The sequence below is a fragment of the Solwaraspora sp. WMMA2080 genome (assembly GCF_027497395.1).
Lineage (GTDB): Bacteria > Actinomycetota > Actinomycetes > Mycobacteriales > Micromonosporaceae > Micromonospora_E.
The window spans coordinates 2,021,211-2,039,912 of record NZ_CP114910.1 but is presented as its reverse complement, the minus strand read 5'-3'; the positions used below and the strand labels follow the sequence as shown (position 1 = coordinate 2,039,912).

The window sequence follows — 18,702 nt, the reverse complement described above, 5'->3', positions numbered from 1 at the left end:
TTGCTGAGAGCCGGTGGCCAAGCTGAGAACACGCTCAGCGACGACGGTCACGGGTAGCCCGGTCGCACCCTCATGATGGCACCCTTGACCGGTGCGGGTGCTGGTGGTGGAGGACGAGGTCCGGTTGGCCGACGCCCTGCGGCGCGGCCTGCAGGAGGAAGGCTTCGTGGTGGACGTCGCCGCGAGCGGGCCGGCCGGGCTGGAACTGGCCCGGCACGGCGGGTACGACGCGATGATCCTCGACGTGATGCTGCCCGGCCTGTCCGGCTACCGGGTGGTGCGCCAGCTGCGGGCCGAGCAGAACTGGCTGCCGGTGCTGATCCTGTCCGCGAAGGACGGCGAGTACGACCAGGCGGACGGCCTCGACTGCGGTGCCGACGACTACCTGACCAAGCCCTTCTCGTACGTGGTGCTGCTGGCCCGGCTGCGCGCTCTGCTACGGCGCGGCGCGCCGCAGCGGCCCGCCGTGCTCACCGCCGGTGATCTGAGCCTCGACCCGGCCCGGCGGAGGGTCACCCGGGCCGATGCCGAGGTGGGGCTCACCGCCCGTGAGTACGCCCTGCTGGAGTACCTGATGCGGCGCGCCGGCGAGGTCGTCTCCAAGATCGAACTGCTCGACCACGTCTGGGACGCCAGCGTCGACACCGCGCCGAACGCCGTCGAGGTGTACATCGGGTACCTGCGCCGCAAGGTCGGCCGGGACCGGCTGGAGACCGTCCGGGGTGCCGGCTACCGGCTGGTCCCGTGACAGGTCGACGGCTTTCGGCGGCGCATCCCGGTCGGTGGCGGGCGCACCTGCGGGTCCGGCTCAGCCTGCGCACCCGGCTGACCGCGATCAGCGTGCTGGGTCTCACCGCCGGCCTGGCCGCTGGGGCGATCGGGCTCACCGTCGTCCTCGCGCTGGCGTTGGAACGCAGCGCCGACGCCGACGCCCGGACCACCGCCGACGCGATCGCCCAGCTGGTGGCCGCCGACGCGGTGCCCGACCCGTTGCCAGTGGCCGGCAACGACGTACGGGTGCAGATCGTCGACGAGCGGGGACGGATACGCGCCGCGTCCATTGGCGCCGATCGACTCGTCCCGATGCTCTACGCGGGCGAGCGGGAACAGCTCGCCGCCGAACCGACCGGGGCGGTCACCGTGCCGGGTGCCCGGCTCGGTCTGCGCGGCCCGGTTCGGGTGATCGCCCAACCGGCCGGCGGGCCAGCGCAGCCGCGTACCGTGCTGGTCGCCCGGTCGATGGCCGACATCAACCGCAGCCTCGCCCTGGTCCGGGTGATTCTGCTGATGACGTTCCCACTGTTGGTGGCGGCGGTCACGGTCATCGTCTGGCGGGCCGTCGGGGCGACGCTGCGGCCGGTGGAGAAACTGCGGGCCGGCGCGGCCGAGATCACTGGTGGCGACCAGGCCGGTCATCTGCCGGTGCCGGGTGGTGGCGACGAGATTCAGCGGCTGGCGGTCACCCTCAACGACATGCTCGACCGGTTGGAGGCCGCGCGGGCCCGGCAACGCGCGTTCGTCGCCGACGCCGCCCACGAGCTGCGCAGTCCGCTGACCAATCTGCGTACGCAGCTTGAGGTGGCGCAGCGACTCGGTATCCGCACGGACTGGTTGGCGGTCGCCGACGACCTGCTGGCGGACAGTCAACGACTCAGCCGACTGGTCGACGACCTGCTGCTGCTGGCCCGCGCCGACCAGCAGGCCGACCAGTCCGGTGTGGTGCTCGGCCCGGTCGGTCCGGTGGAACTGGGCGAGCTGGCCGCCACGGTGGCCGCCCGGTATCCACGGCCGCCGGTGCGGGTGGTGCCGCCGGACCAGCCGCTGTGGATTGCCGGCGACCCGGACGCGCTGGTCCGGGTGTTGGCCAACCTGCTGGACAACGCGGTCCGACACGCCCGCTCCGAGGTGCTGGTGACCGCCCGACCGGACGGGCCGGACTGGCATGAGCTCCTGGTCACCGATGACGGTCCGGGTGTCCCACCGGCCGACCGGCAACGGGTCTTCGACCGGTTCACCCGGCTCGACGACGCGCGGGCCCACGACGCCGGCGGCGCCGGGCTCGGACTGGCCATCGTCGCGCAGTTGGTCCGCCGACACGGCGGCACTGTCGAACTGGCCGATGCGGGGCGGACGGACGATGCGGCAGGACACGACGGTGATGCGGCAGGGCCTCACGGTGCTTGTCCCGGACTTCAGGTTCGGGTCCGGCTTCCGGCAGACCCGGTGGACGACGAGCCCGGCCCGGCATAGACCGGACAGGTTACCGGGCGTTCGCTGCCCGGTCCGTGCAGACCGGACAGGTTACCGGGCGTTCGCTGCCCGGTCCGTGCAGACCGGGTCGGCCTGCCCGATCACGTCGGCCGAGTAGACCACGGCGACCGTGAAGCAGTAGTCGATCGACTCGTTCAGCCCGTACGCGACGAAGCTGTCCGCACCCGTCGGCAACGTCATGAAGGCTCGGGGCTGCTGATCGTTGCTCCCCCCGGAGATCAACACCTGTCCCTCGGCACCCGCCGGATAGGTCCAGGTCAACGTCACGCTGTCCCGGTTGTCGCGCAGGCCCACGCCGCCCGGGGCGGTACCCGGTGTGGCCGGCGGCGCAGCGCTGGTCGGCGTACCGGTCGGGGAGGTGACCTCGGCTGGTGCCGCGGTCGGCCCGGAGGACGTCTCGTCGACCAGGCTGACGCCGGCCACCACCGCCGCAGCGCCGAGCAGAACCACCACCACGCCGGTGAACACCAGCATCGGCCCGCGTGGGCGGGCAGCGGTCGCCACCGGCTTGGGTAACGGCACCAGCTGTCCTCGCTGCCGCCGGACCGGAAGGTTCCTGCGGCGGTCGGGTATCCGGCTGAGTTCACGCCGTGGCAGTCGGGACAGCGTCCCGGTGCTGCGGCCCGTGCCGGTGGCGCCGGTTCCGATGGTCGCGCCGGCTCCACCGGCTGCGACGCTCGTGGCCGGTCCGTCCGTGGCTCCGGTGCCCGGCCCGTCCGTGACCTCGGCGTGGCGGGCTGCGGAGTCGGCATCGACCGAGGCGTCCGGGCCCGCGAAGGCTTCGTCGGTCACCGGTGGTGCCGGCTCCGGTCGAGCGCCTGCCCTGTCGGGCACCCGTGGGTTGGGTACGAAGGCAGGGGTCTCCGGCGGCACCGGCTCGCCGGGCACGGCCGCCGGGTCGCTCACGGAACTGCCGGCCGTGGGAGTGTCGGGCGCTGACGGGCCGGTCGCCTGCCGGAACCGGACCGGCCCGAACGGGCTGACCGGGCCGGCGGCGTCCGAGGCGTCCGGGCGTTCTGGTGCGTCCGGGCGATCCGGTCCGTCCGGGCGATCCGCAGCGGCCGGATCGGAGCCATCGCCGGCACCGGACTGCTCGGGCGGCCACCACGGTTCGTCGAAGAGCCAGATGCCGGGTGCCCCGTCATGGTTGGTGGAGCCGGACGGTGGCAGATCGACCGGCACCCGGGGCGGTGGGATGCTCGCTGGCCGGCCGTCGGTCGTGTCGGGTTCGTCCGGTTGGTGCTGGTCGCCTCGCTGCTCCTGCCCGGTCGTGTTCCGCCGGGCAGGGGAGGGGTCGTCGGTCAGCCAACCACTGGGCGACCAGAGCGGGTCATCGGCGTCGCCGCCCGCCGGTTCCCGTTCAATCCAACCGTGCTGGCTCCACGGTCGGCCGCTGTCCAGCTCAGCCGCCGGGTCGGGCACTGATTGGTCCACCGGCTGGTCCAGCGGGTCGAGCCAGGGCGGGTCGGCCCGGTGCCGTCCGTCCCGATGGCCGTCCGTCTCGTCGTCGCTTGACCGGTCGGTGGTCGGCGTCGCTGACGACGCGCTCGGTTCCGTCCAGAACGCCGCCGACCAGCGGGGGTCGGCTACCTCAGTGACCGGCGGTTCCGGCTCGATCCAGCTGGGCTCGGCCCAGGCCGGACCGGTGAGCCGGTCGCGCCCGGCGGGATCGGCCGCCGGAGCAGCCGGAGCCGCTGGCCCACTGGCCGGCCTGGTGCCGGGCGGCCAGCCGCCCTGGTCCAAGCCGCCGTCGTGGCCTGGGCCGCCGTTGTCGTCCGGCCGGAGGATCGGGCCCGGGCTGTCGGTATCGTCCGGACTGCGGTCGGGATCCGGGCCGCCGGTGTCGTCCGGCCCGTCGTCGACCGGCCCCTGCCCGCCACAGCGGTGCGCCGGATCCGCTGACGCCTCGGCCAGCGCGGCGACCTGCCCGATTAGCGGATGGTCGGCCGGCAGGCGGGTGCGGCACAGGTCGATGGCGAGCGACAGGCTGACGTCGGACTCGGCGAGCCGGCCGCAGTCGCGCTGCATCGCGCCGAGCCGGGCCAGCATCTTGATCCCGGCCGGATGCCCCTCGCCGTACACCTCGCGGTGCAGTTCCCAGGCATCCTCCAGACGGTCCCGGGCGATGTCGCACTCGCCGCGAGCGAATTCGACGGTGGCGAGGTCCGCGTGGGCGGCCAGGACCCGGAGCGACTCGGGGCCGTCGATGGCGCAGAGTTCGTCGATCACCTCGCGGTACAGGTGCGCGGCGCGGGCGTCGCTGCCCACCCGGTGCAGGACGGCGGCGAGGGTGGCGGCGGCCCCGATGGTCCGCTCGTCCGCCGTGCCGTGCAGTCGCTGGTTCGCCGAGTACGCGTACGCCGCCCACGCCCGCGCCGCCGGCGCCTCGCCGAGCGCGACCGTCACCCGGGCCAGCAGTCCGGCGGCCTCCGCCTGTTCAGCGCTGGCGTGTGCGGGACGCGAGTCAGTGTCGGCCAACGCCGTGGCCAGCAGATTACGCGCGCCCGGCAGGTCGCCGACGCTGATCAGGCCGTGCGCCTGCGTGGTGATTTCGCCCAGGCCGAGAGACACGTCCCATCGTGCGTGTCCGACGACGGTCTGTACAAGGGTCTGATGTGGGACAGTTCGCTCATGATGGCGGATTGTTACCGGCCAGATGCTTGACTAACGCTTCGCTGATGATCCGCAGTTGATCGACCTGTTCCGGGGTCAACTGGTCGAACAGGTGTTGCCGGACCGCGTCGACGTGGCCGGGCGCGGCGGCGCTGAGGGCGGTGAAGCCGGGCTCGGTGAGCACCGCGAACTGCCCGCGCCGGTCGGTCGGGCACTCCTCACGGCGGACCCAGCCGAGCTGCTCCAGCCGGGACACGGCGTGCGACAGCCGGCTGCGGGAGGAGTCGGTTGCGTCGGCGAGCTCGCTCATCCGCAGGGTGCGCCGGGGTGCCTCGGAGAGTCGGACCAGGATCTCGTAGTACGCGTGCGGTATCCCCGCGCTCGCCTGCAGTTCGCGGTCCAGGGTCGCGGCCAACGTCCTGGTGGCGTAGAGGTACGCGCGCCAGGTGCGCTGTTCGTCGTCGTCGAGCCAGCGGGTCATGACCACCATCATACCCGTAGTGGTTGAGCGTTGAACTAACTCGCGCTAGCCTTCACGACATGGGAATCCACCGTCTCAACCACGCCGTGCTGTACATCTCGAACCTCGACCGGAGCCTGGCGTTCTACCGGGACGTGCTCGGGTTCTCCGTCGTGCCGATGACCCCCGACGGCTTCTCCGGCGTGGTCTTCCTGCAGGCCCCCGGCTCTACCAACGACCACGATCTCGGCCTGTTCGAGATCGGTGGCCACGCCGCGCGGTCCGGCGCGGGTCGCGGCATGGTCGGCCTCTACCACCTGGCCTGGGAGGTGGACACGCTCGACGAACTCGAGGCGCTCGCCACCCGGCTCGCCGCCGCCGGCGCCCTGGTCGGCACCTCCGACCACGGGACCACCAAGAGCTTGTACGGCCGGGATCCGGACGGGCTGGAGTTCGAGGTCGTCTGGTTGGTCCCCGCCGACCGCCTCGACGAGCAGGCGATTGCCGCCCGCAAGCGGATCCGGCCGCTCGACCTGGCCCGGGAGAAGCAGCGGTACGGCGCCCGGACCCGCGGTGGCGTCGGCGTCTCGGTGCCGGGCTGACCGCGTAGCGAGCCGGAGCCGGCCCGCTGACTCCGGCTCCGACCGGCGACGGCGGCTCGGCCGGCCCCGCCCGCGCGGGCCGCGACCCGGGCCGGTAGAACGGACGCCATGACAGTCGAGCCGGCGGGGCGGGTCCCGCACGACCTGTTGCTCCGCCACCTGAGCACCTGGGTTCCCGCCGCGCTGCGCCAGGCCCGTCGCGCCACCTTCGTTCAGGCGTACCAGGGCCCGCCGGGCACCACCGCGGACGCTGCGCTGCGCGCCGTCGCCGACCACCCGGAACTGGTCACCGGCCGGCACCTGACGGTCGTCACCGTCACGTCCTCCGGTGCCCAGCCGGACCCGACCGGGCTGCCGGCGGCGGTGACGGCCCATCTGCTGCCCGGCGGTCCGGAGCTGCTCCCGGTGGCCGTGACCGCCGCTGCGGCCGCCAACGCGCCGCTGTTGTGCCACCTCGACCTGGCCGGTGGCCCGTTGCCCGGACCCGTCGTGTGGCGCGCGTCGACGGCCGGCCGCCCGGCCGAGCTGCTGGTGGTCGGAGCGGCTTCACCAGCTGAACTGCGCCGGGTGCTGACCGCAGCCGGCTTTCCGCTGGTCAGCGTCGTCGAGCTGGTGCCGGCCGGGGTGGCCGGGCAGGTCGACGGCGGCACGTCGTACCCGGTCGCCTTCGCCACCGGGTCCGGCAAACGCATCGAGGCGTTCAAGGAGGCGCTCTGGGAGGTCGGTCCGGCGGGGTGGGGGCTGCGTGCCGCCGACGATCCGCAGGCGACGGCCGTCGCCCGGCAGGAGCCGGACGCGGCCGTCGCCGGGCAGGAGCCGGACCACTGGCTCGCCTCGCTGCGCGACCGGCTGTACGCCCACCTCGTCGAGTGCGGCTCCCGGACCGTCGCCGAGCTGCGCAGCTTCACGGTGACCGGGACGGTCCACCGGGCCTCCGACGCCAACCGGGCGCTGGCCGGTCTGCTCGCCGCCGACCAGGTGCGGCGCTGGCCGGCGGACGGACGGTTGGCCGGCGACGTAAAGATCACCCCGACCGCCCCGGCTGCTGGCGGGCGTACTCCGTCCACCGCCTGACCAGCAGCGACGCGCCGGTGGCGAGCACTCCGACGCTGAACACCATCTGGACGCAGACCGCCGCGCGGGCGAGTTGGCCTTTGGCGTGTACGTCGCCGTACCCGATGGTGGTGAGCGTGCCGATCGCGAAGTAGAGCGCGTCGGTCTTCGTCGTCATGTCGATGAACTGAGCCGGGTCGCTGAACGAGATGACCAGGTCGGCCAGCGCGAACACGACCACTCCGCCGACCAGCGCGATCGCCAGCCGGGTGAGGCGTACGTCGGACGGATCGGCGGTGATCTGGTCGCGGATCTGCTGTAGCACCAGCGCGGCCACCAGTGTCACGCCGACGACGGTGATCACGGCGCGGACCGCGAGATGCATCCCCGTCACCCCCGGCTCCACCGGGACCAGGTAGTAGAGCAGGACCATCAGCAGGCAGATGGCGGAGGTACGCCGTACCTCGGCCCGGCGGGGATTCCGAGTACGGGACAGGGCATCATCTCCAGCTATATCGGACATAATATTATTATTCCTGCAGATCGAAGGCTCGGCGGGCGATCCCGCCGAGCCTTCGATTATTGTCCTGCGCCTGCGCCTGCGCCTGCGCGCTCAGCTACGCGACTTGTCCTGCCTCCATGAGAACGGGCCGGGCAGGTCGTACCGGTGCGCCTTGGCCCGCGAGTTCCACGACCATCGGCCGATCCGGATGGTCCAGGACGAGAACCCGTTCTCGGTGAAGTTCAACTGGAGCGGGCCGAACCGCTTCCGCTTGCGGAACATGACGCCCATCGCTCGCGCTCCCTCCGTCGACCGTCAGCAGGTGGGCTGCTCAGTTCCCCGTCGCGTCGATCGGCAAACCCGACCGTCCACATGCCTGGTTAGCGGGACTCCCAGGCGTCCGGCTTCAGCGTCAGCTTGCGGACGTGCGCCGGCATCCGGCCGGTGAGTACCTCGGCGAGGCTGACCTCGTCGACCACCTCGCGCAACGCGGCGCGTACCGCGATCCAGAGCCGGGGCAGGTTCTCCGCAGCACCGGCGTACCGGGTCTCCTCCGGACGCAGCCCGCGCACCCCGGCCAGCGGTCCGTCCACCGCCCGCAGGATCATGCCGATGGTGACGTCCCCGGGCGGTTGGCTCAGCGTGTAGCCACCCTCCGCGCCGCGCTGTGCCCGGACCACCCCGCCCCGGCGCAGGTCGGCCAGCACCGCCTCGAGGAATTTGCGCGGCATGTCCTGCTCGGCGGCGATCGCCTGGGTGGACATCAGCGTCGGGTAAGCGGCAGCGAGGATCAGCGCTGCTCGTACCGCGTAGTCGCCGCGCGCGGAGATCTGCACGCCACCATCATGCCGGTTGCCGCGACCCGGTCGGTCACCGGTGGGCGTTCCAGCAGGTCGGCGCGGAAGCTCCCCGGACTGCACCCCACCTCGCGCTGAAAGAAACGGCCGAAGTTCGTCGGCTCGGGGAAGCCCAGCCGCGCACCGACCTGGGCCACCGGCAGGTTGGTCGCCGCGAGTAACCGCTTGGCCTGCAGCGCCACCCGGTCGTCGATCACCTGTTTGGCGGTCCGCCCGGTCACGGTCAGGCTGGCCCGGGTGAGGGTGCGGACCGCGCAGGACAGCCGTTCGGCGTACTCCTCGACCCGTCGGCTACGCGCGTGGTCCCGCTCCACCTCGGCCCGGAACCGCCGGAAGGTGTCCCACCTCGATGAACCCGCCCCGGTGGCTTCGTCCGCCCATGCGGGATAGTCACCGGGGCGATCATCTGTGGTCGGGGTATCGAGCGCTGGCGGGGAGTCGTACGGCAGCAGGGCGACCCGCAGCAGCAGGACCCGCAGTTCATGGCGGAGGAGTTCGTCGACGAGCGCCGTCCGCCGGGGCCGCTGGCTGTCCACGACGAGTTGGCTGACCTCGTTGATGATGGCGTCGGCGTCCTCACCGGTGAGCTGCCAGTGGGCGCGGGAGGTGGGCCGGTCCGGCATGCCTGGTGCCGCGGTCCATCGCACCAGGATCGCGTCCAGACCGTGCTGTCCGCCGGCCCGAACCACCTGCCCGGCGTGGGCCCACAGCAGGGTGCCGGGTCGGCATGGGTGGGCGACAAAGTCGATCTCGTGGCTGCCGTGACCGGCGGTGACCAGTAGCAGTTCGTCGTGGGGGAGCAACCGTGGTCGGGGTGGCACGTCGGCAGTCAGACTGTTACCGAGAGTAGTTGCGCTGATCGCTGGCCTCAGGGGATCCGGGTCGGACATCCGGCGGGCGAGCTGATCGGGCTGAACCATCGGTTTCGACGGTAACCGCAGCGCGCCGCAACCGCATCCCGACCACCGGCGGATCGTCGCGTCGTCCCAGCGGAGGCGCCGGGGTGCGCCGGTGGCCGCACCAGCGGCGGGAGTACGGCGCATCGCCGTACTCCCGTCACGCGAAACAGCCGCAGTCCCCGCCGGGTCGGGCGGAGTCGGGCCGTTCCGATCAGCGCCCGGCCAGCAGCCGGTTCACCGCGGTGTCCACGTCCAGGTGGTCGGACTCGTGGCCGCGGGGCACCACCACGTAGGTGCGGCGCAGAAAGCGGACCAGCACGCTGCGCGGCACCTCGAACAGCGCGTTGCCATCCGGGGAGCTCAGCGCGAGCGCCACGAAGTCGCCCCGGGGAGTCGTCCAGGGCCAGACCCGGACATCACCGATCCCGGCCGGTTCGTCGAGACCGGTCACCAGAAGCTCTCGGGCGAACGACCAGCTGACCGCTTCACCGCCGGCCGACTCCGCGTGGAAGAGTACGTGGACCGCGTACGGATCACTCGGTTCGTAACGCAGGCTGGCTCGTACCGGCAGCGCGGTAGCGTCAGGCGCGATGAGCCGTAGTGACGTCTCGACCTCGACGGTCGTTGGTCGGATGACACTCATGGACGTTCTCCCCCCGGCACCGCTGCGGGACGCCCGCCCCGCTTTCCCCATACTCCGGCCTTGCATTTGACTACGCTCCGTCTATCGCTGATCTCACCCAGTAGAGGGAAGCGGTTCCGGGATGCACCAAAAATGTCCATCTTGGGTGTCTTGTCCGGTTCTGCTTGGGTACTGGGACGTGCCCGGCGTCGGGTGGTTCAGACGTCGACTCACTCCGGTAACGTCCAGTGGTGCCCTGTGGTGACGGGGCGGGCGACAATGAGGGGCAAAATGGCCATAAAACCCTCCTCCGCCAAGCGGATGACCGAGAATTCAACACCGGGTCATGCGTCGTACGACCCGGCGGATGAGACTGTCGGACACGCCGAGTCGGGGGGAGACCAGGTGGGCAGTGACCCGATCGGACGTCCGAGTGGGCGCGGCGCTCCGGTCGCTGTCACCGATCGTCCCGAGCCGGAGGCACCGCGAACGTTGTCCGGGCTGCGCCAACGGATTCGGGTGACCCTCGCCCTGATCCGCTCCAATCCCACTGGCCGGATCGCCTTGAAGGTCGGCGTCGGCCTGCTCGGTGCTCTGATCGTGGTCCTCGGCCTGGTGCTGATCCCGCTACCCGGGCCGGGCTGGCTGATCGTCTTCGGCGGACTGGCGGTCTGGGGCGTGGAGTTCCACTGGGCCAAGCGGCTGCTCGCCTTCGCCCGACGGCACGTCCAGGGATGGACCCGGTGGGTTACCCGGCAGAGCTGGCCGGTGCGGCTGGGCATCGCCGGGGTGGGCCTCGTCTTCGTCGCGGTCGTGGTGATCTTCTCGCTGAAGGTCGGCCTCGGCATCGACGTGATCGCCAGCTTCCTGCGCTACCTCGCCACCACCTGAGCCGACCGCCACCCGGATGTGCGCCCGGGCGGGACGATCGGGTACAGTCATCCACGCTGAGGGCGATTAGCTCAGCGGGAGAGCGCTTCGTTCACACCGAAGAGGTCACTGGTTCGATCCCAGTATCGCCCACCATTTTTTGCACGAGCGGGGCCGGCAGTGGCGGCCTTGTCACGAGGAATCCGCGCACGGGCGGTCCGATCGGTTCGGCGTATGGCGTGCCGATCCCCTGATCCGGCGGTGATCCGCCGCCGGACCGGTGTCCCGGTCCATCCGCACTGATTGACGGGCCGGCGGCACGGTGTCGTACGGGTGGCGACCACCCTGCCCGCCCGGCTGATCAGTCCACAGGCTGCTTCGAGGGTGCGCGTCGACGATTGACAGACCACGCTGGTGTTGGCGAGACTGGACAGTGTATCGATTTACTGCGCACGGCCTGGCTGATTCCGATGGTGCCGTCCCGGTCTGCGGGGACTCGTCCTGCTCCGAAGGGAATTGATGATGAAGCTCATGCGGGTCGGCCCAAAGGGCAGCGAGCGACCGGTACTCCTCGTCGGGGGCCGTCACTTCGATCTGACCAGCGTCACCGCCGACATCGACCAGGCCTTTCTCGGCGGTGACGGCATGAACCGGGTACGCGTTGCCCTGGCCGCCGGGGATCTTTCAGAGGTCGATGTCCGGGGTGCCCGCGTCGGTGCGCCGATCACCAGGCCGGGCACGGTGGCCTGCATCGGGCTGAACTACTCCCGGCATGCTGCGGAGTCCGGCACCGCTCCGCCGGCCGAGCCGGTCGTCTTCCTCAAGGCTTCGAACACCGTGGTCGGGCCCTACGATGACATCGTGATCCCGAAGGGTGCGGTGAAGACCGACTGGGAGGTGGAGTTGGCGGTCGTCATCGGCCGGCGGGCACGTTACCTCGCGTCACCCACCGAGGCGGGCGACGTCATAGCGGGGTACGCCGTGTCCAATGATCTGTCCGAGCGGGACTACCAGATGGGTGATGCCGGCGGCCAGTGGGTCAGGGGCAAGAGTTGCGAGTCGTTCAACCCGCTGGGACCATGGCTGGTCACTGCCGATGAACTTGATGATCCGCAACGCCTCACGCTGCGCAGTTTTGTGAACGACCAGCCTCGTCAGCATTCCACCACACAGGACATGATCTTTGATGTGCGTCACCTGATCTGGTATCTGAGCCAGTATCTGGTGCTTGAGCCAGGTGACGTCGTCAACACCGGTACGCCGGAGGGTGTCGCGTTGTCTGGCCAGTTTCCCTATCTGCGCGTGGGGGATGTGGTGCGGGTCGGCATCGAAGGGCTGGGCGAGCAGCGCCAAGTCTGTCGCGCCGCCGATTGACTCCGCCGTCGGTGCCGGTTATCGGAGCCGATGCTGGGCGCTTCTGCAAATACGCCCGATCTGACCTGCGGCGCCGGGGTCGGAAGCGACGCGAGGACGCCGCGCCGCCCGGGGTGTGAGCCCCCGGGCGGCGGCCGGCTTCAGGAGTGGGTAACGGTGATATCGAAAATTCGGGTTTGCCCGTAGTTGTCGCCGCTGCACGGCGAAGAGTTTGAGCAGTTGGCCTGGGTGTAGGCGCCGGCTTTGAAGTAGGCGCCGGAGAAGTTTCTGGCGATGGTGGTCTGCAGGACGCCGTTGTAGTACGCCCTCACCTGCCCGCCACTGACCACGAACTTGGCCTCGAAGCGGGTGCCCAGCTGGTAGTTGCTGGTAACCAGCTTGTGATGGGTGTCATTGTCGTTGGTGACGTAAAGGCTGGTGCCCTCCAATCGGAAGACCGTGACGTCGTCATCCGAATCGTGGATCTGGGCCACGACCACATGTGGCTTCGTCGATGGAAGCCTGTCGAACGCGGCGTCCACGACCATCGTGTGTGTGCCGGAGGTCGACGACCAGCTCGCGTGGGCGGCTCCGTTGTTCGCCATCTCACGCAGCTCCGACCGAGCGTAGCTGGAGCCGCCTGTGGTCACCCCGTTGACGGGGGAGCGGAACTGGACCGACTGGCACGAGTCCGCAGCGACGAAATAGGGGGAGATCTGAAAGTCGTTCAGGGCGGGTTGCTTGATTTCGGTCGGGCTGTCGGAGGAGCCGGTCGGCAGCGTGATCTTCCAATTGGTCAGGTCGAGTACGTCTGCCGGGACGGTGCAGTCGCCACCGCCCCCGTCGGCGCCGTAGACCTGCATCTCGGTGATGCTGTTCCAACTGTTGGCCGTGTTGCCGTAGCCAACGACGCGTACGTACCGGGCCGACCGGTCGGTGAAGTCGTGGTCCTCGACCTGTAAGGTGCTGCCGCTGCTCTGTCGCTGGGGGACGACAGTGATCCAGGAACTGGCGTCGGTTGAGGTCTGAACGGTGTAGGTGGCCCGGCGTTGGTCGCCTTTGTGCCAGGCGATGCCGACCGATCCGATCTGCTGGTTGGCACCGAGGTCGAGTCGGAGCCAGGAGCCGTCGCCCTGGGCGGACCAGCGAGTGGAGAGGCTTCCGTCAATGGCGTTGGCTGGCACGTTGCCGTCGTGGGAGCTGGCAGTCGCTGCCGTAACGGGCAGGCCGGTCGTGGCGTGCGCGGACAGTGCGGTCAGTGTGGAGCTGGCGACGACCACGGCTACGGGCAGCGCGAGGATTGCGATACGTCTCATTAGGGGTCCTCAGTAGTGAGAGTTCCTATATGTGAACTACGTCGCACTAGTGCCGAGTGACCATAGAAGAAGATGACTGGATGGTCAACGGCGTATTTCGAAGTTGTTAGATCCGACCCGTCAGGCCGGCGGTGGTCGCTGCCCGGATTGCGTCCGCGAGTTCACTGGCATGCGCCTCGGTCAGCTCGCCGTCGGTGACGCAGACGCCGATCGCGTCGTGCGGGCCGAGCTTGGCCGGGGCGGCGACCGCCACGCCGCGGCCGCCGTTCGGGCCGGCCGGCACCTGGTCGACAGCATGTCCACGCTCGACCACCCGCCGGAGCTCTTCGCGGAGCGCTGCGAGAGCGTCGGGAGGCAGGGTTGGTGAGGCGGACAGCATCCGTGCCAGTGACTCGTCGTCGTCGGCCACTCGGGCCAGTACGACGCGGCCGATCGCCGTGGCGTACGCCGGGGCCGGCCAGCCCGTCCGAAGCATCGGTGCCACGTCGACCTCTTCCCGCGTCAGCAGGGCGACCATGTGGCCACCGACCAGCCGGCCCAGTTGCACGGTGGTCTTGAGCCGGCGGTGCAACAGGTCCACGACCGGGGTGAGCCGGCGGACCGCGCGGTCGGTACGCAGGTAAGCTGCACCGGTCCGCAGTGCTTGGACGCCCAGCCCGTAGCGGGATCCTGCGGTGTCAGTCTCAACCCAGCCGCGCTGCACGAGGGTGTGGAGCAGTCCGTGCATGCTGCTCTTGGGGATACCCAGGGCGCGGGCGAGTTCCACGAGGGTGCGCCGGTCCGCGGTGGCGGCGAGTAGCTCCAGCAGCTCGACGGTGCGGTCTGCCGATTTGACCCGGGGGACGCCGCCTGTCGTCATCGTGGTACCCCTACTTCCTCACTTCCGGTACCGGGCCCGTCGAGGTGCGGACCACCAGCTCTGGGCGGAGCAGCAGCGACTGGCTCGGGCCGGATTCGGTGTTGTCGATCCGGTCCCGCAGGTGCCGGAACGCGGCTGCCGCCATCTCCGCGACCGGCTGACGTACGGTCGTCAGTGGTGGTGCGGCGAGGTCGGCGAGCACGATGTCGTCGAAGCCGACGACTGAGATGTCCTGGCCTACCCGGAGCCCGGCGTCCCGGATGCCGGCGCTGATTCCGAGGGCGCACATGTCGTTGATGGCGACGATGGCGGTGGGGCGGTCCGAGGTCCGCAGCAGCGCGTTCGCGGCGGTGCGACCGAGCCCGGCGGCGTCGAGATCTCCGTAGGGCTCCTGCTCTGCGCCACCGGACCAGACGATCGTTTCGGCCGGGTCCAGGCCGGCCTGCTCGAGTGCGTCGGTGAAACCCCGGAACCGTTCCCGGCGGTTCACGCTGCGCAGCGACCCCGAGACGAAGGCGATGCGTCGGTGGCCGAGCTGTAGCAGGTGGGCGGTGGCCAGGTGGGCGCCCACCACGTTGTCGACGCTGATGTTGACCAAGGTCCCCGGGTCACCGGCCTGAGCGGTGCGGTCGAACGCGACCAGGCTGAGCCCGGTCTCGACGAGTGGCAGTACGTGATCCAGCGAGGGCAGCGAGGAGCAGAGGACGACGCCCCGGATGCCGTCGGCCCAGAGCTCCTCGAGGTAGCGCCGTTCCCGGTCGGGTTCCCGTTCGCTGTTGCAGAGCAGGACGTGGTAGCCGTCGCTCAACGCGGCCCGTTCGAGGTAGCGGGCGAAGCTGCCCCAGAACGGATTGGCGACCGACGGTACGACGAGCCCGATCACCTGGATCCGGCCGGTGCGCAGTTGCCGGGCCGCCCGGTTTGGCCGGTAGCCGAGCCGGTCGATCGCGGCGGCCACCCGGATGCGGGTCTGGGGGAGCATGCGGCCGGGGCGTCCGTTGAGGAAGTTCGACACGGTGCTGGGCGAGACGCCCGCCTCGCGGGCTACCTGGTAGATCGTCACACCGCTCACGTCGCGTGCTCCCCCTTGTTGGCGATCTGAACCAGCCGAGTGTAGAGGTTTACCAGCTCGTGACCGCCCCTGGGCCTACCAGTAAAGCCGGTGTTTCGGTGCCGTGTCTAGCCATTGACATGTCTGTACCTCGCTCCTAGCCTTGCTGCAACGATCTACCAGTAAATCGATGCAAAGTCCTTCCTGCCACGAGCTAGATCGTGGTGTCGCAGCTACCCAGAAGCGGCGGAGCGCGCCGCGGGAGAGAAGGCCAGGATGACCAGAACCCGGGGGAGTCGGACCCGTGCGGTGACGATGGTGCTCGTCGCCGCGCTGCTCGCCACCGCGTGCGGCGGACCGGCGGGCACAACGGAGGGCGACGACCAGGCCAGCGGCACGATCCGGCTGTTGACGCCGATCTTTGAGGGCGCCGACGGCAAGACCGTGCTGGAGGAGCAGCTCGACGCGTTCAAGGAGGAGTACCCGGACATCACCGTCGAGGTCGACTACACCTCGTACGGCAAGCTGAACGAGAAGCTCACCACGTCGATCGCAGGCGGTCGGCCGTACGACGTGATGCTCATGGGGGTCGGTTGGATCCCGCCGTTCGCAGCCAAGGGCGCCCTGGCCGAGTTGGACGAGAACCAGCAGGAGCTCGCCGAGCGGTACAACGAGCGGGTCGTCGAGCCTGGCATCTACCAGGGCAAGGTGTACGGCCTGCCGATCATGTTGGACACCCGGTTCGGTCTGTACCGCAAGGACATCTTCGCCGAGGCGGGCATCGCCGCCCCGCCGAGCAACTTCGCCGAGCTGCGGGAGATCGGGCGCCAGCTGACCGTGCGGGACGCACGCGGCAAGCTTACCCGCGCCGGCGTGGACATCCTCTCCAACGATCTGCGCCAGACGTTCCTCCCGCTGATGTGGGCCAACGGCGGCGAGCTGTGGACCTCGGATGGGCAACCGGCCTTCAACAGCCCGGAGGCGGTCGGGGCGTTGCAACTGATGGCCGACATCATCCTCACCGACAAGAGCGAGGACTTCGGTTTCACTCAGCCCGGTGCCACCGGCCTGCCGCTGGCCCAGGGGCGGGCGGCGATGATGGTGGGGCACAACAACCACCTGCTGGCGATCGAGGAACAGGCACCGGAGCTGATCGAGGAAGACAAGATCGGCTTCTTCATGATCAGCAACGAGCGTCCCGCGATGTTCCAGGGTGGGACGCTGGCAACGGTCTCGGCCAAGTCGCAGCGTCCGGCGGCGGCCAAGGCGCTGGTCAGCTTCCTCACCGACGAACAGGCGTCGCTCGCCGCGAACGAGCAGCGGGGTAACGTGCCGGCCCTCAACAGCCTGTCCGACTCCGATTACGTACAGCGCAACCCGGCCGCGCAGTTCGCCATGGCGAACCTCGACGCCGCCTACTCCGAAGGCGGTGTGCCGGCCTGGTTGGAGATCCGGGGCGACTTCAAAGCGGCCATCGAGTCCGTCCTGCTGGGCCAGAAGGACCCGCAGCAGGCACTCGACGAGCTGGTGGCCAAGGCCCAGGCAGCGATCGCCAAGGGCTGACATGACCAGCACCCTCGAGACCGTGAGCGTGGCGTCCGCGAGTCGGGCGCCACGCCCGCCCCGCCGTCGCCGAAGGCTGGGTGCCGAACGTCGTCGCGCGGCGTACCTGATGCTGGCCCCGTCGGTCATCCACCTGATCTGGTGGATCGGCCTACCCGTGGTGGCCACGTTCGGCCTGGCCTTCACCGACTACGACATCATCGCCGGCACCGTCGAGTGGGCCGGCCTGGACAACTTCCGTCAGATCTTCGCCGACGACATCTGGAACCTGTCGATCTGGCACACCGTCGTCTTCACCTTCTTCACCGTTCCGGTGGCGATGGCGATCGCGGTGGTCATCGCGGTGCTGCTCAACCAGCGGATCAAGGCGCTGGCCTGGTACCGCGCGGCGTTCTTCATGCCGCACATCACCGCCACCGTCGCGATCGCACTGGTCTGGATGTGGATGTTCGAGCCCAACCTGGGACTGTTCAATCTGCTGCTGGGCTGGATCGGGGTCAACGGGCCGGCCTGGCTGTCGGACCCCGACTGGGCGATGCCGGCGGTCATCCTCGTCAGCATCTGGAAAGGCATCGGCCTGAAGATGCTCATCTACCTGGCAGCGCTGCAGAACATTCCGCACGACCTGTACGAGGCGGCGAATCTCGACGGTGCCTCCGGCCCCCGCAAGTTCTTCGCGATCACCCTGCCGTTGCTGAAACCCGCCACGTTCTTCGTCTTCATCGTCTCCATGATCGACGCGTTCCAGGTCTTCGACCAGGTGTACGTGCTGACTCCAGACGGCGGCCCGGCGAACTCGACGACCGTCATGACGTACGAGATCTACCGGACGGCGTTCGGCGAGTTCGACATCTCGGCGGCCTGTGCGCAGAGCGTGGTGCTCTTCGCCTTCCTGCTCGTCCTGACGGTGATCGGGCGCCGACTGACCGGGAAGGACGGCGATGAAGCGTAAGTTCGACGCCCGCTGGGTGCTGCACCTACTGCTTGGCCTCGGCGGACTCATCATGGTCGTTCCGTTCGTCTGGATGATCCTGACGTCGCTCAAGAGCCGCGCCGACATCGCCGCCTACCCGCCACAACTGCTGCCGACCGAATGGGTGTGGAGCAACTACCAGGCAGCACTGGACTACGCCCCGTTCGGGACGTACTTCCGCAACAGCCTGCTGATCGCCATCGGGCACACGGTGATCAACCTGATGCTGGCAACGATGGCTGGCTACGCGCTGGCCCGGGTTTCGTTCCGGGGTCGGACCGTGCTGTTCATGGCCATCCTCGCGATGATGATGATCCCGACCTACACGAAGATCGTCCCGCAGTATCTGATCGCCAAGGGGATGCCGTTCTTCGGCGGCAACGACCACCTCGGCCGGGGCGGCTACGGCTGGCTCGACTCGTGGTGGGTCCTGATCGTTCCGGGCGCGCTCACCCCGTTCGCGATCTTTCTGTTCCGGCAGTTCTACCTCTCTCTGCCCCGTGAGCTGGAGGAGGCCGCCCGAATAGATGGTATGGGGGAGTTCGGGATCTTCGCCCGGGTGATGACCCCGTTGGTGAAACCAGCCGTCGCGACGGTCGCCCTGGTTACCTTCGAGAACAGCTGGAACAACTTCCTCTGGCCGCTGCTGGTCACCACCCGCGACGACCTGCGGGTGATCCAGGTCGGTCTGGCGGCCTTTCAACAGGCCGAGCGGACCGAATGGTCCTACCTGATGGCCGGATCGACGCTGGCCACCGTACCGATGATCGTGCTGTTCCTGTTCGCCCAGCGGTACTTCGTGCAGGGCTTTGCCACCGCCGGAATCAAGTAAAGGGGT

Annotated in this window: 18 protein-coding genes, 1 tRNA gene and 1 pseudogene; 10 read left to right on the top strand and 10 right to left on the bottom strand. The window is 69.5% G+C overall.

Translation table 11 applies throughout. The features are described 5' to 3' along the window. Positions 1-91: 91 nt before the first annotated feature. Both O7543_RS09240 and O7543_RS09235 read left to right on the top strand, forming a co-directional pair. Positions 92-748 carry a response regulator transcription factor gene (locus tag O7543_RS09240; RefSeq protein ID WP_281554202.1) on the top strand — a complete coding sequence of 219 codons (657 nt, stop codon included), beginning with the start codon at positions 92-94 and terminating at the stop codon, positions 746-748. Between the two features lie 47 nt (positions 749-795). After that, the gene (locus O7543_RS09235; protein ID WP_281555531.1) at positions 796-2,250 is read left to right on the top strand and encodes an ATP-binding protein; all 1,455 of its coding nucleotides are present in this window, start codon (positions 796-798) and stop codon (positions 2,248-2,250) included. A gap of 1,893 nt (positions 2,251-4,143) precedes the next feature. Here the strand turns inward: O7543_RS09235 and O7543_RS09230 are convergent. Both O7543_RS09230 and O7543_RS09225 read right to left on the bottom strand, forming a co-directional pair. Beyond that, positions 4,144-4,842: pseudogene (locus O7543_RS09230) on the bottom strand (tetratricopeptide repeat protein); the annotation flags it as partial. Between the two features lie 58 nt (positions 4,843-4,900). Beyond that, positions 4,901-5,374 (bottom strand): MarR family transcriptional regulator, encoded by a 474-nt coding sequence (locus O7543_RS09225; protein ID WP_281555532.1) that lies wholly within the window; start codon positions 5,372-5,374, stop codon positions 4,901-4,903. 50 nt (positions 5,375-5,424) lie between these two features. On the opposite strand from O7543_RS09225, the gene O7543_RS09220 reads away from it, so the two are divergent. Next, positions 5,425-5,946 (top strand): VOC family protein, encoded by a 522-nt coding sequence (locus O7543_RS09220; RefSeq protein ID WP_281554203.1) that lies wholly within the window; start codon positions 5,425-5,427, stop codon positions 5,944-5,946. Between the two features lie 108 nt (positions 5,947-6,054). Continuing rightward, complete coding sequence (locus O7543_RS09215; protein WP_281554204.1) at positions 6,055-7,020, top strand: hypothetical protein; 966 nt, start codon at positions 6,055-6,057, stop codon at positions 7,018-7,020. Here the strand turns inward: O7543_RS09215 and O7543_RS09210 are convergent. The 5 genes from O7543_RS09210 to O7543_RS09190 all read right to left on the bottom strand — a co-directional run bounded on the left by O7543_RS09210 (position 6,971) and on the right by O7543_RS09190 (position 9,900). Beyond that, complete coding sequence (locus tag O7543_RS09210; protein WP_281554205.1) at positions 6,971-7,522, bottom strand: potassium channel family protein; 552 nt, start codon at positions 7,520-7,522, stop codon at positions 6,971-6,973. The two genes, O7543_RS09215 and O7543_RS09210, sit on opposite strands and share 50 nt — an antisense overlap. 90 nt (positions 7,523-7,612) lie before the next feature. Then, a complete protein-coding gene (locus O7543_RS09205) occupies positions 7,613-7,792 on the bottom strand; it encodes a DUF4236 domain-containing protein (RefSeq protein ID WP_281554206.1) in 180 nt (59 codons plus the stop codon). Between the two features lie 89 nt (positions 7,793-7,881). Continuing rightward, the gene (locus O7543_RS09200) at positions 7,882-8,337 is read right to left on the bottom strand and encodes an Rrf2 family transcriptional regulator (protein WP_123600883.1); all 456 of its coding nucleotides are present in this window, start codon (positions 8,335-8,337) and stop codon (positions 7,882-7,884) included. Then, the gene (locus O7543_RS09195; protein ID WP_281554207.1) at positions 8,292-9,278 is read right to left on the bottom strand and encodes an AraC family transcriptional regulator; all 987 of its coding nucleotides are present in this window, start codon (positions 9,276-9,278) and stop codon (positions 8,292-8,294) included. Before O7543_RS09195 ends, O7543_RS09200 begins: the two co-directional genes overlap by 46 nt. A 190-nt stretch (positions 9,279-9,468) precedes the next feature. Then, positions 9,469-9,900 carry an SsgA family sporulation/cell division regulator gene (locus O7543_RS09190; RefSeq protein ID WP_281554208.1) on the bottom strand — a complete coding sequence of 144 codons (432 nt, stop codon included), beginning with the start codon at positions 9,898-9,900 and terminating at the stop codon, positions 9,469-9,471. A 471-nt stretch (positions 9,901-10,371) separates the two neighbouring features. Here O7543_RS09190 and O7543_RS09185 point away from each other — a divergent pair, with 471 nt between their 5' ends. The 3 genes from O7543_RS09185 to O7543_RS09175 all read left to right on the top strand — a co-directional run bounded on the left by O7543_RS09185 (position 10,372) and on the right by O7543_RS09175 (position 12,123). Then, positions 10,372-10,770, top strand: coding sequence for a TIGR02611 family protein (locus O7543_RS09185; protein ID WP_281555533.1), 399 nt, complete (start codon positions 10,372-10,374; stop codon positions 10,768-10,770). 60 nt (positions 10,771-10,830) lie between these two features. Further along, positions 10,831-10,905: transfer RNA gene (locus tag O7543_RS09180), tRNA-Val, on the top strand. Positions 10,906-11,268: 363 nt separating this feature from the next. Continuing rightward, positions 11,269-12,123, top strand: a complete 855-nt coding sequence (locus O7543_RS09175) for a fumarylacetoacetate hydrolase family protein (protein ID WP_348650089.1) — start codon at positions 11,269-11,271, stop codon at positions 12,121-12,123. Between the two features lie 140 nt (positions 12,124-12,263). Here O7543_RS09175 and O7543_RS09170 read toward each other — a convergent pair whose 3' ends face one another. From O7543_RS09170 to O7543_RS09160, 3 genes are all read right to left on the bottom strand, one after another. Then, positions 12,264-13,418 carry a polysaccharide lyase family 7 protein gene (locus O7543_RS09170; protein ID WP_281554209.1) on the bottom strand — a complete coding sequence of 385 codons (1,155 nt, stop codon included), beginning with the start codon at positions 13,416-13,418 and terminating at the stop codon, positions 12,264-12,266. A gap of 106 nt (positions 13,419-13,524) precedes the next feature. Further along, positions 13,525-14,277 (bottom strand): helix-turn-helix domain-containing protein, encoded by a 753-nt coding sequence (locus tag O7543_RS09165; RefSeq protein WP_281554210.1) that lies wholly within the window; start codon positions 14,275-14,277, stop codon positions 13,525-13,527. Between the two features lie 10 nt (positions 14,278-14,287). Further along, positions 14,288-15,349, bottom strand: a complete 1,062-nt coding sequence (locus O7543_RS09160) for a LacI family DNA-binding transcriptional regulator (protein WP_281554211.1) — start codon at positions 15,347-15,349, stop codon at positions 14,288-14,290. Between the two features lie 255 nt (positions 15,350-15,604). Here O7543_RS09160 and O7543_RS09155 point away from each other — a divergent pair, with 255 nt between their 5' ends. The 3 genes from O7543_RS09155 to O7543_RS09145 are packed head-to-tail and all read left to right on the top strand — an operon-like array spanning position 15,605 to position 18,696. Then, positions 15,605-16,891: an ABC transporter substrate-binding protein gene (locus O7543_RS09155; RefSeq protein ID WP_281554212.1), complete on the top strand. Its 1,287-nt coding sequence runs from the start codon at positions 15,605-15,607 to the stop codon at positions 16,889-16,891. 22 nt (positions 16,892-16,913) lie between these two features. Further along, a complete protein-coding gene (locus tag O7543_RS09150) occupies positions 16,914-17,843 on the top strand; it encodes a sugar ABC transporter permease (RefSeq protein ID WP_281554213.1) in 930 nt (309 codons plus the stop codon). After that, positions 17,833-18,696, top strand: coding sequence for a carbohydrate ABC transporter permease (locus O7543_RS09145; RefSeq protein ID WP_281554214.1), 864 nt, complete (start codon positions 17,833-17,835; stop codon positions 18,694-18,696). The genes O7543_RS09150 and O7543_RS09145 overlap by 11 nt, the downstream gene beginning before the upstream one ends. Positions 18,697-18,702 lie beyond the last annotated feature (6 nt).

What these genes read in the sequence shown, in the direction of transcription:
- O7543_RS09190 (WP_281554208.1), bottom strand. Translation starts at nt 9,900, where the DNA reads ATGAGTGTCATCCGACCAACGACCGTCGAGGTCGAGACGTCACTACGG.
- O7543_RS09165 (WP_281554210.1), bottom strand. Translation starts at nt 14,277, where the DNA reads ATGACGACAGGCGGCGTCCCCCGGGTCAAATCGGCAGACCGCACCGTC.
- O7543_RS09205 (WP_281554206.1), bottom strand. Translation starts at nt 7,792, where the DNA reads ATGGGCGTCATGTTCCGCAAGCGGAAGCGGTTCGGCCCGCTCCAGTTG.
- O7543_RS09225 (WP_281555532.1), bottom strand. Translation starts at nt 5,374, where the DNA reads ATGGTGGTCATGACCCGCTGGCTCGACGACGACGAACAGCGCACCTGG.
- O7543_RS09195 (WP_281554207.1), bottom strand. Translation starts at nt 9,278, where the DNA reads ATGGTTCAGCCCGATCAGCTCGCCCGCCGGATGTCCGACCCGGATCCC.
- O7543_RS09155 (WP_281554212.1), top strand. Translation starts at nt 15,605, where the DNA reads ATGACCAGAACCCGGGGGAGTCGGACCCGTGCGGTGACGATGGTGCTC.
- O7543_RS09215 (WP_281554204.1), top strand. Translation starts at nt 6,055, where the DNA reads ATGACAGTCGAGCCGGCGGGGCGGGTCCCGCACGACCTGTTGCTCCGC.
- O7543_RS09170 (WP_281554209.1), bottom strand. Translation starts at nt 13,418, where the DNA reads ATGAGACGTATCGCAATCCTCGCGCTGCCCGTAGCCGTGGTCGTCGCC.
- O7543_RS09220 (WP_281554203.1), top strand. Translation starts at nt 5,425, where the DNA reads ATGGGAATCCACCGTCTCAACCACGCCGTGCTGTACATCTCGAACCTC.
- O7543_RS09175 (WP_348650089.1), top strand. Translation starts at nt 11,269, where the DNA reads ATGATGAAGCTCATGCGGGTCGGCCCAAAGGGCAGCGAGCGACCGGTA.
- O7543_RS09145 (WP_281554214.1), top strand. Translation starts at nt 17,833, where the DNA reads ATGAAGCGTAAGTTCGACGCCCGCTGGGTGCTGCACCTACTGCTTGGC.
- O7543_RS09210 (WP_281554205.1), bottom strand. Translation starts at nt 7,522, where the DNA reads ATGTCCGATATAGCTGGAGATGATGCCCTGTCCCGTACTCGGAATCCC.